Annotated in this window: 21 protein-coding genes; 17 read left to right on the top strand and 4 right to left on the bottom strand. The window is 57.3% G+C overall.

What is annotated here, in order from left to right:
• Nucleotides 1–20: 20 nt before the first annotated feature.
• The gene (locus ACVWYF_RS19365; RefSeq protein WP_457071130.1) at nt 21–992 is read right to left on the bottom strand and encodes an HNH endonuclease; all 972 of its coding nucleotides are present in this window, start codon (nt 990–992) and stop codon (nt 21–23) included.
• A 108-nt stretch (nt 993–1,100) separates the two neighbouring features.
• Between ACVWYF_RS19365 and ACVWYF_RS19360 the strand changes: the two genes are divergently transcribed.
• From ACVWYF_RS19360 to ACVWYF_RS19345, 4 genes are all read left to right on the top strand, one after another.
• Nucleotides 1,101–1,979: a DNA/RNA non-specific endonuclease gene (locus ACVWYF_RS19360; RefSeq protein ID WP_457071128.1), complete on the top strand. Its 879-nt coding sequence runs from the start codon at nt 1,101–1,103 to the stop codon at nt 1,977–1,979.
• Between the two features lie 227 nt (nt 1,980–2,206).
• Nucleotides 2,207–2,680, top strand: coding sequence for a LexA family protein (locus tag ACVWYF_RS19355; protein WP_457071126.1), 474 nt, complete (start codon nt 2,207–2,209; stop codon nt 2,678–2,680).
• A 36-nt stretch (nt 2,681–2,716) separates the two neighbouring features.
• The gene (locus ACVWYF_RS19350; RefSeq protein ID WP_457071124.1) at nt 2,717–4,018 is read left to right on the top strand and encodes a Y-family DNA polymerase; all 1,302 of its coding nucleotides are present in this window, start codon (nt 2,717–2,719) and stop codon (nt 4,016–4,018) included.
• Nucleotides 4,019–4,097: 79 nt separating this feature from the next.
• Nucleotides 4,098–4,358 (top strand): hypothetical protein, encoded by a 261-nt coding sequence (locus tag ACVWYF_RS19345; protein WP_457071122.1) that lies wholly within the window; start codon nt 4,098–4,100, stop codon nt 4,356–4,358.
• Between the two features lie 82 nt (nt 4,359–4,440).
• On the opposite strand, the gene ACVWYF_RS19340 is transcribed toward ACVWYF_RS19345, so the two are convergent.
• The 3 genes from ACVWYF_RS19340 to ACVWYF_RS19330 form a co-directional block, all read right to left on the bottom strand.
• On the bottom strand, nt 4,441–4,725 hold the full coding sequence (locus ACVWYF_RS19340) for a hypothetical protein (RefSeq protein ID WP_457071120.1): 285 nt from the start codon (nt 4,723–4,725) through the stop codon (nt 4,441–4,443).
• Between the two features lie 246 nt (nt 4,726–4,971).
• Nucleotides 4,972–5,436 (bottom strand): M15 family metallopeptidase, encoded by a 465-nt coding sequence (locus ACVWYF_RS19335; protein WP_457071118.1) that lies wholly within the window; start codon nt 5,434–5,436, stop codon nt 4,972–4,974.
• Nucleotides 5,423–5,710 carry a hypothetical protein gene (locus ACVWYF_RS19330; protein WP_457071116.1) on the bottom strand — a complete coding sequence of 96 codons (288 nt, stop codon included), beginning with the start codon at nt 5,708–5,710 and terminating at the stop codon, nt 5,423–5,425. Before ACVWYF_RS19330 ends, ACVWYF_RS19335 begins: the two co-directional genes overlap by 14 nt.
• A 1,102-nt stretch (nt 5,711–6,812) precedes the next feature.
• On the opposite strand from ACVWYF_RS19330, the gene ACVWYF_RS19325 reads away from it, so the two are divergent.
• The 13 genes from ACVWYF_RS19325 to ACVWYF_RS19265 all read left to right on the top strand — a co-directional run bounded on the left by ACVWYF_RS19325 (nt 6,813) and on the right by ACVWYF_RS19265 (nt 16,286).
• Nucleotides 6,813–7,136, top strand: a complete 324-nt coding sequence (locus tag ACVWYF_RS19325; protein WP_457071114.1) for a hypothetical protein — start codon at nt 6,813–6,815, stop codon at nt 7,134–7,136.
• Nucleotides 7,129–7,530 (top strand): hypothetical protein, encoded by a 402-nt coding sequence (locus tag ACVWYF_RS19320; RefSeq protein WP_457071112.1) that lies wholly within the window; start codon nt 7,129–7,131, stop codon nt 7,528–7,530. Before ACVWYF_RS19325 ends, ACVWYF_RS19320 begins: the two co-directional genes overlap by 8 nt.
• Before the next feature lie 49 nt (nt 7,531–7,579).
• Complete coding sequence (locus ACVWYF_RS19315; protein ID WP_457071110.1) at nt 7,580–7,774, top strand: hypothetical protein; 195 nt, start codon at nt 7,580–7,582, stop codon at nt 7,772–7,774.
• Between the two features lie 54 nt (nt 7,775–7,828).
• Complete coding sequence (locus ACVWYF_RS19310; protein ID WP_457071108.1) at nt 7,829–8,086, top strand: hypothetical protein; 258 nt, start codon at nt 7,829–7,831, stop codon at nt 8,084–8,086.
• Between the two features lie 48 nt (nt 8,087–8,134).
• Nucleotides 8,135–8,452 (top strand): DUF3846 domain-containing protein, encoded by a 318-nt coding sequence (locus ACVWYF_RS19305; RefSeq protein ID WP_457071106.1) that lies wholly within the window; start codon nt 8,135–8,137, stop codon nt 8,450–8,452.
• Nucleotides 8,453–8,499: 47 nt separating this feature from the next.
• Nucleotides 8,500–8,655 (top strand): hypothetical protein, encoded by a 156-nt coding sequence (locus ACVWYF_RS19300; protein ID WP_457071103.1) that lies wholly within the window; start codon nt 8,500–8,502, stop codon nt 8,653–8,655.
• A 72-nt stretch (nt 8,656–8,727) separates the two neighbouring features.
• Nucleotides 8,728–9,444 (top strand): hypothetical protein, encoded by a 717-nt coding sequence (locus ACVWYF_RS19295; protein ID WP_457071101.1) that lies wholly within the window; start codon nt 8,728–8,730, stop codon nt 9,442–9,444.
• A gap of 68 nt (nt 9,445–9,512) precedes the next feature.
• Nucleotides 9,513–9,758, top strand: a complete 246-nt coding sequence (locus tag ACVWYF_RS19290) for a hypothetical protein (RefSeq protein WP_457071099.1) — start codon at nt 9,513–9,515, stop codon at nt 9,756–9,758.
• 19 nt (nt 9,759–9,777) lie between these two features.
• A complete protein-coding gene (locus ACVWYF_RS19285) occupies nt 9,778–10,437 on the top strand; it encodes a PD-(D/E)XK nuclease-like domain-containing protein (RefSeq protein WP_457071097.1) in 660 nt (219 codons plus the stop codon).
• A gap of 167 nt (nt 10,438–10,604) precedes the next feature.
• Nucleotides 10,605–11,015 carry a very short patch repair endonuclease gene (locus tag ACVWYF_RS19280; RefSeq protein ID WP_457071095.1) on the top strand — a complete coding sequence of 137 codons (411 nt, stop codon included), beginning with the start codon at nt 10,605–10,607 and terminating at the stop codon, nt 11,013–11,015.
• An 8-nt stretch (nt 11,016–11,023) separates the two neighbouring features.
• Entirely contained in the window at nt 11,024–12,379 is a 1,356-nt protein-coding gene (locus ACVWYF_RS19275; protein WP_457071093.1) for a DNA cytosine methyltransferase, read from the top strand.
• The gene (locus ACVWYF_RS19270; protein WP_457071091.1) at nt 12,376–14,028 is read left to right on the top strand and encodes an ATP-binding protein; all 1,653 of its coding nucleotides are present in this window, start codon (nt 12,376–12,378) and stop codon (nt 14,026–14,028) included. The genes ACVWYF_RS19275 and ACVWYF_RS19270 overlap by 4 nt, the downstream gene beginning before the upstream one ends.
• A gap of 20 nt (nt 14,029–14,048) precedes the next feature.
• Nucleotides 14,049–16,286: a Z1 domain-containing protein gene (locus ACVWYF_RS19265; protein WP_457071088.1), complete on the top strand. Its 2,238-nt coding sequence runs from the start codon at nt 14,049–14,051 to the stop codon at nt 16,284–16,286.
• Nucleotides 16,287–16,289: the final 3 nt, after the last annotated feature.

Below are 16,289 nucleotides of genomic sequence, written 5' to 3'. Positions count from 1 at the left end.
TGCTGCAAATCCCCCTGTATTCAAAACCCATCCCTTCGGCTACGCTGCGCAGCTAGGTTTTCTACCAGCGGCCACCACGCCCGCACCTTCGGCAGCCGCAGTTGCCGCCCATTGAAGCGCTGCACCCCATAGTCGTGCCCGCCCAGTTCACCAAAGCCCTCGGCGACACGCACCCGGTAGTCTTCATCAATCCAGAACAGGTGCCGGTCAAAAGCCCGGTGCAGATTCGGGCACAGCGACAACCCATTGCCAATAGTGTCGTCGTGGCTCACCGACCAAGGCACGATGTGGCAGGCATCCAGCAGCGGCGCAGTTCCAGTGGTGCTCAGCAGCTGCAGTCCCGACACCGCACAAGTAGACTCATACGCCCGCAGCACCTCCCGCCCAAACACAGCACTACGTACCAGCACTTCCGTTTCGTCGGCTACGTCGACTACCCGGTTATATACAGCCGCCGGCTCCTCGAGCATTTGCCGGCCCAACTCATCCAGCTTTTCCTGCCCGGCATGAGGCCGAAAGTAATGGCGCGTCAGCGGGAAGTAGCGTGACAGCAACGCCTGTCGCACCTCCTCGCGAGCCACCGGCTGTAGCAATAGGTCCCACAGCGCCGCATCAAGCGAAGCATAGGCAATAACGTCGCGCAGGTGGCCGAAGCTGCGCACCGACTTTGACGAAGTCAGCACCAGCTCCCGTCCAGACCGTGGGTTCAGGTGCCAGAATCCGCTACTCTGCAGGTGAAAAAACGGCATATGAAACGGACAGGCGGCATACTCCGGCCCAGGGCTCAGTAGCTGGCAGTACGCCTTGAATGCCGCAATCAGTTCTGGCGTAATCTCAATGCGGTTATCCTGAATACCGCCTTCCTCAATCCCTTCCAGCACCGCTAGCAGCAGCGCCGGCTTGTACGGTGACTCCAGACGAACCCCTCCGCTGTTTCGAACGTCTACTTTGAGTCGGGTAAGCTTGGATAGATACTGCGGCAAGTAGTCCACGGGCAGAGTAAGTAGTTTCTCAGGCAAGCTACTGAACAGAATGCCTAACGGACCTTTGCCACGCTGTCCGTCAAGCACCACTGGCTTTAAGCACCACTATTCTCAGCTATGATGCCTAAGCAATTGCTTCGTTTCAACCTCCCCATTCTGGCCTTCACGCTCCTCCTGGCATCCTGCCAAAAGGACGCTGTAGCCCCAACGCCAAGCGGACCCGTCACCCAAGCCGCTCCGCTCCCCGAACACCTCACCCTCGGTAACCCCAGCGGTGCCACCACGGACCCCGCCCAACCAACCAATTACCTACTCAGCAAGCCCCAGTACGCCCTGAGCTACCACCGCGACCGCGGCATCCCCAATTGGGTGAGTTGGCACCTGAGCACCGATTGGCGCGGCAGCGCCGCCCGCCAGGACGACTTCCGCCCCGATGCTACCCTACCCGCCGGCTGGTACCAGGTCCAGTCCAACAGCTACACCGGCTCGGGATTTGACCGTGGCCACAACTGTCCCAGCGCTGACCGCACCAGCACCGTAGCCGACAACTCGGCTACATTCCTCATGACCAACATGATGCCACAGGCCCCGCGCAACAACCAGCAGACGTGGGCCAATCTGGAAGACTATACCCGCTCATTCCTCGACACCGGCAACGAGGTCTACATCATCTGCGGCAGCTACGGCCGCGGCGGCACCGGCACCAACGGCTACATGACCACCCTCGACCAGGGCCGCGTCACCGTGCCGGCGCGCTGCTGGAAAGTCGTTGTCATCTTACCCACCGGCACCAACGACGCCACCCGTGTCACCACTGGCACCCGCGTGATTGCTATCGACACGCCTAACGACAATTCCATCAGCACAACATGGGGAACCTACCGCACCAGCGTTGATGCCATCGAAGCCGCTACTGGCCTCGACCTACTTTCTGCAGTGCCCACGGCCATCCAGCAGACCATTGAAGCGCGCACCGACAACGGCCCCACCAGCTAGCTAACCCAGCAGATTAACCATTTACACCAAGAGCGGGCCCCATGGCCCGCTTTTTTTATCCACATTTTTTCCACCACAAAAACTCGAGCCATTCACTCCTATCACGTTATCCACACGACTATCCACATTAGTTACTAACCATATTGGTCACACGTCTACTAACATTATTAGTAGACGTGTCGTTATTTGTAACCAAGTAATACTTCGTCCACTACCCTCAACTCCATATGGATACCGTCGAAATCCTGCAAGTCATCCGCGAGCCCCTCTGGCTGCTTCACTGCGAAACCCCCATTCCCGCCGGCTTTCCCAGCCCCGCCCAGGACCACATCGGGCCCAAAATCGACCTCAACAAGATTCTGCTGCCCCACCCAGATTGCACCTACCTGGCCCGGGTCCGCGGCAACAGCATGGACGGTGCCCCCTCGCACATCACCGATGGGTCACTCATGGCCGTCGACTGCTCCCTGAAGCCCCAGCCCGGCAACATCGTGGTGGCCGCCGTCGACGGTGAGTTCACCCTCAAGCGCCTCGAAAAGCGTGGCGGTATCTACTGGCTGGTACCTGACAATCCTGACCACGATTCCGTCGACACCAGCCGACTCGGCCAGAGCTTCGAAGTATGGGGCGTCGTCACCCACGTCATCACCGAGATGATAAACGGCAAGCTCCACGAGCATACCCGCACCCGCCGCATCTAAACCGCTATTCCCAGCACGATAAGCCGCCTCCCGCCCATGTTCGCCCTTGTCGACTGCAATAATTTCTATGTTAGCTGCGAGCGCGCCTTCCAGCCCAGGCTGGCCGGCCAGCCCGTCGTGGTCCTGAGCAACAACGACGGCTGCATCGTTTCCCGCTCGGCCGAAGCCAAGACCCTCGGCCTCAAAATGGGTGAGCCCCTGTTCCAGGTGCGCCCTCTAATCGAGAAGCATCAGGTCAAAGTCTTCAGCAGCAACTATGCCCTCTACGGTGACATGAGCAGCCGGGTAATGAGCTACCTGACCGACGTTGCACCCGAAGTTGAGGTGTACTCCATTGACGAAGCATTTCTCGGCCTCCACGGCATGCAGCGCTACTTTGGCTCTCTAGAGAAGTATGCCCGCGATGTTCGCGCCGAAGTTCTGCAGCGCACCCACATTCCTACCTGCGTTGGTATTGCCCCAACCAAGACCCTTGCCAAGCTTGCTAACCGCGTCGCCAAGAAAAATGCCTCTCTCGACGGTGTGCTGAGCCTGGAAGAGCCCGATTGCCGCCAATGGGCCCTCACCCAAGTACCCGTAGAGGATGTGTGGGGCGTCGGACGTCAGTACGCCGCCAAGCTCTACGCCCAGGGCATAACAACTGCCGCTGACCTTTCCCGCTGTTCCGAGCTATACGCCCGCAAGCATCTCGGTGGCGTCGTGGGCGCCCGCCTAGTGCGCGAGTTGCAGGGCTTCCCATGCCACCAGTTGGCTCCCAGTGAAGACGGTAGCCTTTCCCGCAAGAGCATCGCGTGTACCCGCACCTTCGGCCGCCCCCTGCACCGGTTTGATGACTTGTTGGCCGCAGTTGCCGCCTTCACCTCACGCGCCGCTGAAAAGCTGCGCCAGCAAGGTTCCGTGGCCCACGTCCTCACCGTATTCCTCAGCCAAAACCGCTTCGGCAACACCCCGCCCCCGCATACCCGCTCCGCTCAAATCACCTTGCCTGCCGCCACCAGCAACACCCTCGAGTTGGTGAGTTACGCTCATGCCATTCTGCTGCGCATCTGGCAGCCCGGCACCATCTACGTTAAGGCCGGCGTCGTCTTCGATGGTTTTGAAGCGGCCGGCCAGCCCCAACTGAGCCTCTTCGAGAAAGTCCCCGAAATCACCCGCCCCCAATCAGCGGCTTTAATGCAGCAGCTTGACAAGCTCAATGCCCGCTACGGCCGCGCCACCGTCCAAGTCGCCGCTGCTCTCACCCCGCAAGGCCAACCCAGCGCCCCTTGGCAAGGCCAGGCTCAGCACCGCACCCCCGCCCGCACTACCTCTTGGGACGAGTTATGGGAAGTGGGCTAATCACTCAGACCGACATGCTGAGCGAAGCCGGCATCTTCACCGGGGAAATAATTCGTCATCTAGCCAAAGCGCCCACATCATGCAGCCAGAAACCAACGTCCGCTTCCTCATTGCTGTTAAGCTAACCACGCCAACTCCCGAGGTTCTCACCTTCACTTTTCAACGTGACTTCCAGGGCCGCGACCTCTACCCTATCACCTTACCCAGCAAGCAGTTCCGTGAGCTAGGTGCTGAACGCTTCCTAGAATACGTCGCCGATACTTATTTGGCCCATCAGCCCGCAGAGGCCATTCGCGTCACCCGCTCCACTATTCTCTTTACCCTAATCCATGGTATGTGACCGGACCATTTAGCCAAAAACATTGCGAGCGAACCGTTTGGCCCGCTCGCTTTCTTACAGTGCAGTGATGCCGGAATAGATTTTATTGACCGGACAATTGCTTAAATCGATTTACAATCTGTTCGATTTGCGCGGGCGTAAGCTCATCATGCAAATGCTGAGCGCCCGTTTTTTGCAAATTTTGCTCTTGGGCAGCAACTCTTTTCTCCGCAGCTTCCAGCTTCTGTAGAATAGCAGCGGAAATAGCGAGTTGCATGTATTGCATCTCTTCCGGGCCGTACGTTTTCCCCGGAGCTTTCGGGTTCAAGGACGACTCGAAAAGGTCATGGTAGGGTTTTAGAAAGTTGTCTAGTTCGGTAGTGCTCATCGTGTAACTGAGAAAAGTGAAAGTTTGGGTTTGAATGTTCAAGCCGAACTATAATCCCGCCAACACGACTTTCGGTGACAGAACGGCAGCGAATGCAAACCCTTACATCTTGATTCCTTACTTTAAAGACAGCGGCTTTTCCTGTTGTCTGTCTATCTGTCCTATCAAAGTGCATCTTCGCGGCGATGAATGAATTACCGCAACAAAAAAGAGCGGACCATCTGGCCTGCTCGCTTCGTTTCCACCCTACACCTCGAAGTGCGGCCGGTCCTTAAAATCCCTCGGGAAGTCCCCGCCCCACCGCACCCGCGCATCGGCCGCCTTTACCAGTCGCGCAAACTTGCTCAACAGCAGTCCCGACCAAGATACCGACCCATCCGCCAGCAGAAACGCCACGTCCAAGGCCCGGCTCGGCAAAACATTGTGCTTCGACTCCCCGCCCCGCTTGTACGTCACCACCGGCCCGGGCTTGCTACGCCCTTGCCGGTACAGCTCATCCTGACGCTCCGGCGACCGGTACGACTCGGTCACGATGGGCAGCCCCGCCAGGCGTAGCACCGGGTCGCCCATCCACCGGGCCAGAGCCTGCGCATAGGCCGCGGCCAAGCTCGGCACCGCCTGCGCCAGCCGGGCCGCCTGGCTGCGCTTCTGCGCCTCACTCAACGCGGGCACCACCCGCACCGCGCCAGCTATTACTTTACTCGGTGACATCAGCAGCAGCAGTGGCAGTGGTATCAGCGGGCACGGCAGGGCCCGCCACTACGCCCACCACCGGGGACTTAACCACATTCTCGGGCTTCTGTAAGGTCTTTCTTACCGTTGCCCAAATAGTGACGATGGCCACCAGCGCCTGGATGATGAGGTGCCCGTAATTCTCAATCTTGCCAGGGTCGGGCGGCGTCAGTTCGTTGCTGGCCACCTGACCCACAAGGGCCGTTGCAAAGATGTGGGCGAGGTGCCCGGTTTTCGTGCTGCTGAATAACATGGCGCTAGGGTTTTGTTTGTTACAAATATTGCATGCGACACAAACTTACGTTACATTTTGCAACATAGTTGGCAACACCAAAGCAAGTCGCTCGATTGAATTATTTTGAGCAGCCCCTTCGGGCCGGGCTATCCGCCACTCCGCTTCGCTTCGGCCCTGCGGGCAGCCTCCCGTTGGTCGGCTTGGCTACTATCCCTGTTGCGGGCAGCAGCACGCCGATACAGCCCTCATCACGCTGAAAACCACCCCAGCACTACCCAGACGCACCGCCAGCCCACCGCCAGCCGGGCCGCCCGCCCTTCGGGACGCGCCGCCCGTCCGGCCCCGCCAAACCCACCGCCCCGGTGCCGGCCGTCGCTTTCATTTCCTGCTCTCCCGCCGCGACGCTGCGCTACGTCCATTCGTCGCTTCGTTCCTGCGCTCCTTATTCCCTACGCTTGCTACGCTCTGGTCGCTTCGGTCATTGCAGCGCCGTCCCGCCCCTCTCCCCACCGCACCGATTCAATAGCCGCTACAGAATCAAGGGAAGCATCCCAACGCCAGCCAGCCGCACCGCCGCCGGGCCGCGCAAGGCCCCCAAAGGCCTCACGCCACCCGTCAGCACCTCCTGATTCGGTTGCAGGCCGCAGGCCAAAAAAGCCTGCCACCCGCGGGCAAAGCTTGCGTTCAGGCCACGCAGGCAGAAGCAAGGCCCGCTTCGCGGAGGGTTTCATTGGGGAGGGCCCCAAGCCCCCGTCATCATGCCCAGGCTGGAAAAGCCCGGTCATCTTCCTCGGGTTCCGCTGCCCCAAAAGGCCGCTACACCCTCATAAGGCCGGCTCCGCCGAGGGTCCATTGGGGGCTCGCCGCCCCCAAACCCCAGCCAAAAGGCATCTAGGTGTTGTGTGGTCGGCCGCGTCTGGCAGCACCGGCACTGCAAATTGCACTTTGCCGCATCTGTCAGGCAGAAAAAAACACCCTACTTTCTCTATCTTTTGGTTGCATATTGTTTGATTTACAAACATTTTGTTTGTATCTTTGGGTAGCAAGTCGGGAAAGACCCGGCTGCCCGCCCTACCCGGAGGCCTACGGCGCGGGGCACCCACGGCTAACACTTACAGCCATGCAACCCAACCAACTTTTGCAGCTCGCTGCTGCCGCCTGGAAAGGCCCCGCCCTTTGCCCATTTGCCGGCATTTGGGTATCCCAGTCTGCCGCTACCTACGACCAAGGCGGCACCTCCTGGTACATCAGCATCAAGCTGGCCGAGCACCCTGCCGAAGGGCAGCCCCGGCCAGACTTCAAAGGCACCGGCAAGTGCCCGTTTCACGCGCTGCGCGAGGCCTTCCGCTCCATGCGCGCCATGTACCCCGGCTATGCCTTTGGGGCCGTGTGGGAGGTTATCAAGGCCGAGGATGAGTTTGCCGGCGTCCCCGCTCATGCTTAGCATAGCTCTAGCCCCAGCCGCGCCCGCAGTGGGCGCGGCTGCTGGCCAAGTTGCTATCAAGCTGGCTGCCTTACAGGCCACGCTGGACCGGCTGGCGGCCAAGCAGCCGCCCCGCTCCGTGGCAGTTCCCGCGCCGGCTCCCATCGACCCGGCCACCACAGCCGCCCGCCACGCGCTGGCCCGCGCCCACTCTGCTTACTTCGATGCCCGCGCCGCCAAGTATGCGCTGCGCGATGATTACCGCCCCCACCCCGGCCGCTTCGCACAGCTACGCGCCGCCATCCTGCGCTGCCGTGAGGCCCAAGCCAGTTACAAGGCTGCCGCCGCCGCTTTCCACGCCAGCCCAGCCGGGGCAGCCTTGCAGGCCGCCCGCGCCCGCTACCCCCTTTTCTAGCCACTAGGTCCGCGTCGGCATCGGCGCGGGCCGTTAAGAGCCCCTTTTCATGGAGCACGAACCCACCGAGGCGGAGCTATGCGCACTCCGCAGCAGCGAAATGGCTGCTGATGAAGCCCAGGCCGCCGCCTACGAGCAGCAGGAGGAATGGGAGCGCCAGGCATGGTACCACCACGAGCAGGAGCAGCAAGGGTGGGAAGATGGCGAATACGAGCAGATGATTTTCGAGGTCGAGGGCTACTAGCCGGTCACCCTTTTCACCCGGCCTGCCCCAGCGCGGCCACTACTCCCCGCTTTTATGATTGCTCGCCTTGCCCTCAGTTTTTTCCAGGTTGCCGCGGCCTGCTTTCCGCTGCCCGGCTGCACGGTGCGCGGCTATGCCTTTGCCAAAGGCACGCGCTTCAACATCACTATCGGCACCCCACCCGATGCAGCCTGCCCCGGCCACTACCACGGCACCGGGGCCACCTGCTACGAGGCGCTGGCCGATGCGCTGCAGCTGTACTACGCCAGCGCCCACGCCTACCCGGCCACGCAGGCCGCCAGCATTCATTAACCCACCGGGGGCCGCCCGCAACGGGCGGCCCTCCTAACCAGCCTCACCATGTCAGCCAAAACCGCCACCCCCTATCAGCCCCATCTACTAGACCCGCACAGCGGCAGCCCGCAGCCCGTCAGCCCCCGCAACGGCACCAGCTTCAAGCTGGCCGAGCTCTACGAACTGCTCGACTGCCGCTTGGTCGACGTGGTGCGCCTCACGCCCGAGTTGATTTTGATAATCGACGACGAGGGCAAGTTCCGCAACCCGGCCTACCTCAACCTGCTGGCTACCTACCTCTGGTACCATCACCAGCCCGAAGCGCGGGGCCAGGATTCCATCGTGGGCCGCGCCATCCTCTGCCACGACAAGCAATTTAAATAGTCAATCAGGGGCCGGCACGGCTGGCCCCGCTTTTCCCTCCATTTCCCATGAAATCCAAGCTATTCCAGGCCTACGGCTACGAAAAGGAAAGCCGCTCCAAAATCGCCGTGCTCCTCACCGAGCGGGCCACCAACCTCACCAAAGCGAAGGCATTATTTCGCAAATACTACGTGCTGACCTCGCCCGTCACGGCCGCCGATTAACTCCCAACGGCATCGGGGCCGGCCGCAACAGGTCCCACCTTTTTCACTCCCAATCCCCAACCATTTCCCGTTATGTCCACCAAAGTAAAAGCCCAGCGTAGCGCCGACACCGAAGCCCCGGCCGCCCCCATAACCACAGCCGTTGCCGAAAAGCCCGTCCGCGCCTATCTCATCGAGAAGCTGGACGAGGCCACCGGCGAGGTTGCCAAAGTATCCCGCTTCCGCTACCTGCCCGGCCACCCGCGCCAGGTGCGTTTCGACGCCAAAGCTGGCCAGTTCAACATCGGCGGCACCGTGCCCCTTGGTAACTCACTTTCCTTCATTCCGCTGGCTTGGCGCATTTTTCAGGATGACATTCTGAACATGGGCCGCAAGCTGTGGGCCGAGCTGTTCTACGCCGACGAGAAGGGTGCCATCTGCGCCGTGCTCTTCCACGGCTACAGTGTCGAAAACCTGTACCGCCTCATCGAGCCGCTTTTCTACGACGACCTGACCCTGGCCGACGTGACAGTAAAAGTCACCGCTGAAAAGAAGCAGACCACTAAAGAAGGCAAGACGGCCACCTACTACATTGCCCAGTTCAGCTACGAAGCCGCCGACCCGGCCGAGGTAGCTGCCCGCCGAGACTACGCCCGCGACCTGCCTATCTGGCGGGCCGAAACCTACACCGGCGCAGCCGATATGCGCATCCAGCACGGCTACACCGTGCCTGCCGAAGGCGACGACCCGCACGGCATCGAAACGGAGCCAGCTGCTGCAGAGCCCGCCGCATTGCCCCAGGCCATCTAGTACCCGGCCCCCACGGTGCCCGCCGTGGGGGCCCCTAGCTACCTCACTACTGCATAACCCCTCACTGTATGGATACTATAACCGAGCTACCCCAGCTTTTCATCGAGCAGCAGCCTCACGATGAGACCGAAGCCTGCTTACTGGCCCAACTCACTGAATTATTGACCAACGCCGCCCCACAGGACGACCTGCGCGACCTGGCCCCCAAGGTGCGCCAGTTCTTTCCCGAGCCCGCATATCTGGTGGGCTGCGGCAGCTCCCACATCTGGCTGCATCGCACCAGCGACCCGAACCGCTTGGCCATTATCCGCTAACCTTCATTCCAGCACCATCATGTTTCACTCGCTCACCTCATACCCCGGCCTCACCCAGGAGCAGCACCGCGCCCTGCCCCAGGTTTCCAATACCAACCTCTCCGAGTTGAAGGCCCAGATACTCGGCCAGCTGCGCAAGCCCAACCCGCAGGCCCTGGCCTTCGGCTCTCACTTCCACAGCGCCACCCTGGAGCCGACCACCTATGCCCGTACCGCCGAGAGATGCCCATGGGAGCAGTTGGAGCAGCTGGCCCGCCAGGTACGCCGCCACCGCTACTGCCGCGACCTGCTATACCGGGGCACCCCCGAGTTGACGCACACGGCCACTCACACCGCCACCGGCGTTCAGGTTAAAATCCGCCCCGACTTACTCGTAACCAGCCGCGCCGGCCGGCGCACCACGCTCATCGACTTCAAAACCACCAGCTGCCAGGACCTGCCGCACTTCCTGGCCAGTGCCGAGCAGTACGACTATGACCGCCAAGCAGCCTTATACCTTGATGCGCTTGCAGCAGACCGCTTCCTGATTATTGGTGTGCAGAAAAAGGCCCCACACGAAGTTTGGGTATTCGACGCCACCACAGCGCCCGGCTTCATCGCGCAGGGCCGCAAAAAGTACACGGCGTTGCTGCGCAAGCATCAATCTGTTGCCGCCACAACAGCAGTAGGGGCATTATAGGTGCGAAAGGTTACCATTGGTATTGCTCCCTAGCCTCAGCTCTATTAGCTTTGTAAGAAGGGCAGCTATGCTAAAATGAATAGCAACTATCTATACGTGGAAGCTTAAAGGTATAAACCCTTAGAGTAGTGGCAATAAAGTACCGAGTTCCAGAAAGCGGCTACCCCATGCCAAAGTCCTCTGCCGTCACCAAGACGATGCAGGGGAATAAATCCAAGGACTCTAAGCCCGAGCTACTACTGCGTAAATCACTTTGGAGCGCCGGCGTGAGAGGGTACCGCCTACACCGAAAGGACTTGCCAGGCAAACCTGACTTGATTTTTACAGCCAAGAAGCTAGTCGTATTCGTTCACGGCTGCTACTGGCACAGTTGCCCAATCTGCGCCATTGCGCGTCCCAAGCACAACGAAACCTACTGGAATGAGAAGCTGGCTGGCAATAGCAGCCGTGACGCTCGAAACGCTCAGCGGCTGGCTGAGCTAGGCTGGCGCGTGCATACCGTTTGGGAATGCCAAGTAAAATCCTCGCCTGGCGAGGCTATTCAACAAATAAAAGACTTGCTGGCTGTACATAGCTAGAACATATAATGCTGAAATTCATAGACTTATTTGCTGGCATCGGCGGCTTCCATGTTGGGCTAGAGCAGCTTGGCATGGAGTGCGTATTTGCCTCCGAGCTAAGCAAAGACTTGCAAGAGCTTTACCATAGCAATTACGGCCTCGACAAAAGCCAAATCCACGGAGACATCCGAAATGTCAGCTTGGATGACATACCGGCCCATAGCTTACTCTGTGCTGGCTTCCCATGCCAGCCATTCTCCAAAGCAGGCTCGCAAGAGGGTATGCGGGATATGGTGCGCGGCAATCTATTTGATGAGATAATGCGCATTATTAAGCACCACAAGCCTCCCTACGTGCTGCTGGAGAACGTAGCCAACCTGCTAAAGCATGACAATCACAACACCTGGAAGGTCATCAAGTCTGCTCTGGAGGATGAAGGGTATCAGGTAGACCATAAGATTCTTTCTCCAAATCAGTTTGGTGTTCCGCAGCTCCGGCAGCGGATGTTCATTGTAGCAGCAAGCAAAGAGAAGGGGGGCCTCAGTCATTTTCAATGGCCCGAGCCCGAGAGCCAAGCAAACATGACGGTGCGCAGCATCTTGGAAGAGGAGCCAACTGAGGTTCGGAAGTTCACCAAGCGCGAGCGCAAAGCAGTGGCGGTGTGGCAGAAGTTCCTTGATTGTATACCCGAGCACACTCCGCTACCTTCTTTCCCAATTTGGGCCACCGAATACAGGGCCACTTACCCGTATGAAACACAGGTGCCAGGCCAACTAAAGAAGAAGCAGCTAGAGAAACATAGGGGAGCATTCGGTGTCAAGCTAGCCGACTTGAGCGGCGCAGAGCAGCTTGAGCACATTCCAACCTATGCACGCGGAGAGGCGCTGTTCCCCGTGTGGAAGCAGCAGTTCATTCGTAACAACCGGACCTTCTTCGAGACTCATGAGAAAGCGTTGAAAAAGGTCATGAAAAAGATTCGCAAGCTCCCCTTTAGCTGGCAAAAGTTTGAGTGGAACTGCAAGGGCGAAGAACGTAAGCTGGACCAACTGATACTACAGTTCCGCCCTTCAGGCATTCGGGTTAAGCGGGCTAATTTCTTTCCGGCGATAGTGTCTTCGACCCGCACCCAGGTTCCGGCCATCGGTTGGCTTGGTCGCTATATCACCCCAGTCGAAGGAGCTCGCCTGCAGTCGCTCGGCACCATCAAGCTCCCTACTAATAATACTGCAGCCTTCCGCGCCCTCGGCAATGCTGTCAATGCCGAAGTAGTTAAGCGGATTGCTGCTCGCCTCGTTCATTTCCCCCAGCCAATTCCAAAGTATCAGCCAGCTCAGCAGCGCTTGGCTCTTACGTCCGTACCTAATAACCTAGTCGCAGTATGAGCGAGACCATTGGTATTAGCCCCGGTGTAGGAATACTAGCCATTTTTCGCTACATCAAATACAAGCCCTGGTACGCCATTGCTGAGTATGTTGACAATGCAATTGACAGCTATCTGAAGAACCGCCAAGCGCTGGAGGCAACTGAGGTGGACTGGTTTTATCAGTTGAAGATTGACATTGAGTTTAATCTAGAGGATAACTTCATAAAGATTACCGATAATGCCGCCGGTATTGGGGGAAACGATTTGGAGCGTGCGCTTCGAATGGCCGTTCGACCCCCTGACCGCACCGGCCTTTCGGAGTTTGGGATGGGCATGAAGGCAGCCAGTTGTTGGTTCTCCCCGATGTGGTCGGTAGAAACGCAGGCGCTAGGCGAACAGGTGAAGCGAAAGGTCCTCTTCGATGTACAGCGCATCGTCGAGAATGAGACCAGCGAGTTGAGCACTAATCCATCACCATCCATACAAGGTGCGCATTTCACAAACATTCACCTTGGTGATGTTTACAGCATGCCTACACAACATGGCATTACCAAGATTAAGGACCACCTGACGAGCATCTACCGCGACTTCATTCGCGAGGATAAGGTTTTTGATAGAGTCATCATAACTGTAAATGGAAAGGAGCTTAAGTATAAAGCGCCCTTGGCATTGACGGCCCCACCCTTCGAGGATAAGACTGCCGAGCCCGTCAAATGGCGCAAAGAGTTGGATTTCACTTGTGTTGGAGGGCAGCGTGTCACCGGCTTTGCAGCCATATATCCCACTGCTAGAACAAAAGAGGCAGGCTTTGCTTTGCTTCGTCGCGGCCGTGTGGTGGAAGGCAGCTTTGATGAGCCTTACCGCCCAGCTAAAATATTTGGCGCGCCTGGCAGTTTCTACAGTCAACGCATCTATGGTGAGCTTCACCTTGACGGTTTCACCGCCAGCTTCACAAAAGACGGCGTTCAATGGAATCATAGCGAAGAGGACTTCTTGAACTGCCTGAAAGCCGCAATGAAGGCACCAGGCATTGATTTGCTGAAGCAAGCAAATGGGATGCGGGTGAAGGAGTCACCAGGTGGAGAGGGCGGCCCAGGTAGCGGCAAGGGCAACGAGCCGCCGGGTGGAACGCCACCCTCAGGCGGTACCCCCGGAGGCGGAGGGGAGCAAGGTGGGGGCAGCACCGGACCCGGAGTTGGCGGAAGTGGGAATGGTCAGCCAGGCAAGGGGCCCACGCCTCCTGGCGGCACGCCACCCAACCCCGGCGGCAACGACCTCTTCGGTGGGCTGTTGGGGGGCAAGCCTAAGACTAATGAAGCAGGAAAGCCGGCTGTGCGCGTGCTTTCTGCACAGCTTAATGGAGTGACCTGGCGTGTCTACGTTGAGTTGAGCAACAACGCTGCCCATACCGAGTGGCTCTGCATCAGCAAGCTGTGTATCCCGCCTGATGCCCCCCAGCCAGTCTCCAATGAGCGGCAGCTTGGAGTTAGGGTCTCAATGGCCCATCCCTTCACCCAAAAATATGAGGTATCCAATACGGATAAGCTAGAGCCACTGCTCAGACTCGCAGCGGCCTTGTCACTAGGAAAAACAGTTGCAGCTGAAGGCAGTGTCCACAACTCCAGCTTATTCATGGACTATGTAAACGAATTGCTGCTAAAGTTCTAGCGCAGCTTCAACACCAACTTATGACCGCAAATACTACTCCAAGCTGGAAAGTTATAGAAGATGGCAAGCAGATTAAGCAATTAAAAAAGCAACTGCCGCTATCCGAATCCGCTTTTAATCAGCTGATTATTGAGACATCCAAGATTCTCGGCTTGTGTGGCTCACCTGAACTCCCGGAGTGTGCAGAAACCGGTTTGGTGCTTGGCTATGTGCAAAGTGGTAAGACAATGTCTTTCACTACGCTAATTGCAATGGCCCGTGATAATGGCTACCAGATTATTATCGTATTGGCAGGCACCCAAACGGTGTTGGTCGACCAGTCAGTGAAACGCTTGACGAAAGACCTTCAAATTGAGGGCACGCGTGATTGGCGTATTGTATCTAGTACAGACGACGACAACAACTTAGATGACATCGAAACGACGCTTCGTGAGTACAAAAGGAGCGGCACGTTGGGGCAGCGCCGACGAGCCACCATTGTAGTTGTTACCAAGAATACAACGCGAATCAGCCAGCTCTGCGATGTGATAGAGCGGCTAAGCGAAGGCTTTACTGGGGTACCAACTCTTATTGTTGATGATGAGGCTGACCAGGCTGGTTTGAACAACCAAGCTCAAAAAAACCGCCAGCGAAAGCTAAACGGAGAGCCGGAGGAAGAGACTGCTGTGTATTCGCAGTTGATGCGGCTAAAAAAGGCCTTGCCGCACCACAGCTATGTACAGTACACTGCTACACCTCAAGCACTGCTTTTTATCAGTAGAAACGATAAGTTCTCCCCCAATTTTATTAAGCTGCTCACCCCAGGCTCTGACTATACTGGTGGGGAAACGTTTTTTACTCCGCCACAATTTTATAAGTTGGTTAAGGTGGTGCCTGAGGAGGAGGCTTATACCACAAAGCATCCCATAACTGATACTCCTGATACACTAAAAGAGGCTCTACGCATATTCTTCATTGGCGCGGCCGATTTTCTAATGAAGGACGAGAGTGGAAACCGCTCAATGATAGTCCATCCGTCGCAGCGCCGTGACATTCATAAAACGTATTTCGACTGGGTTAATACGTTAAAATCGACATGGGAGCGGTTGCTCGAAAAGCCAGAGGATGACCCGCACCGCCAGAAGGTAGTAGCAGATTTCGAGGTCTCATACAACGAGCTTAGCGACGGTAGTTCGGGATTGGCCTCATTCCATGATTTGCTTGCTTATTTGCCTGAGGCTATTGCATCAACGAAGGTCAGAAAGATTAATGCCGCAGCAGGGGCAACCCCCAAAATCAAATGGAACAGCAATGACTTCTTTATCCTCGTAGGGGGACAAGCTATGTCGCGTGGCTATACCGTTGAGGGATTAACTGTTACATACATGCCTCGTAGTGTTGGAACAGGTGCTGCTGACTCAATGCAGCAGTGGGCACGCTTTTTTGGCTACAAGAAAAGCTACCTGCACCTCTGCCGCATCTACCTGCTCGATAAAGTAAGGAATGCATTCTCGGGCTACGTCATCCACGAAGAAGACCTTCGCATACGCTTGCAAGAGCATGACGCGAGCCGGACGCTCAAAGAATTTGCCCGGATAGTTAAGCTTCCTTTTACCATCAAGCAGCTGACTCGCAAATCAGTTCTCAGTGAAGACCTTGAGCGGGTTCGCTTCGGTAGTAGTGCGAAAGGAAGCAAGAGTGTTAGGGGCATTATGGGTAATTGGACCACCACCACCACAGTCCAAGGAAGCCCCTCTGAGATTCAGGACAACTCTTCGACCATAAAAAGCTTCGTTGATAAGCTGAAGAAGTCTTGGAAATTAGACAAGGGTAACGACCAGCGTACTGATTTTCAAAAACACCTAACGGCTCAGGTTCCTTTAACGGAAATTTTAGACTTGTTGCGAGCATACGTCTACCTGTCAACTGACGACGCTGATAGGTTTAGCATGATGGCCAATGGCTTGAAGCAGTACATTTCTTTACATCCTGATGCACAAGGTGCAGCCTTTCAGATGTCACCACTGAAACAAAGAACTCGTACCGCTCCCAATGGCAAGCTGAGTCGACTCGCATTGTTTCAAGGTGCTAACCCTGCCAAGGATGGCGGCAGTGATATTTACCCTGGTGACTATTTCATCTGTGATGAGCAGCGTATCTCAATACAGATTCACCGCCTTGAAGTCGACACTGAAGGGAATGAGTTTGACACGTTTGCGCTTGCTGTATGGGTGCCTTCCACCGAGCCCATGGATATGGTGAAGCTCGCTAACGACTAGGTT

The sequence above is a fragment of the Hymenobacter sp. UYAg731 genome (genome assembly GCF_054061335.1).
Note: the sequence above shows the minus strand (reverse complement) of the source record. Positions and strands in the feature narration are given on the sequence as shown.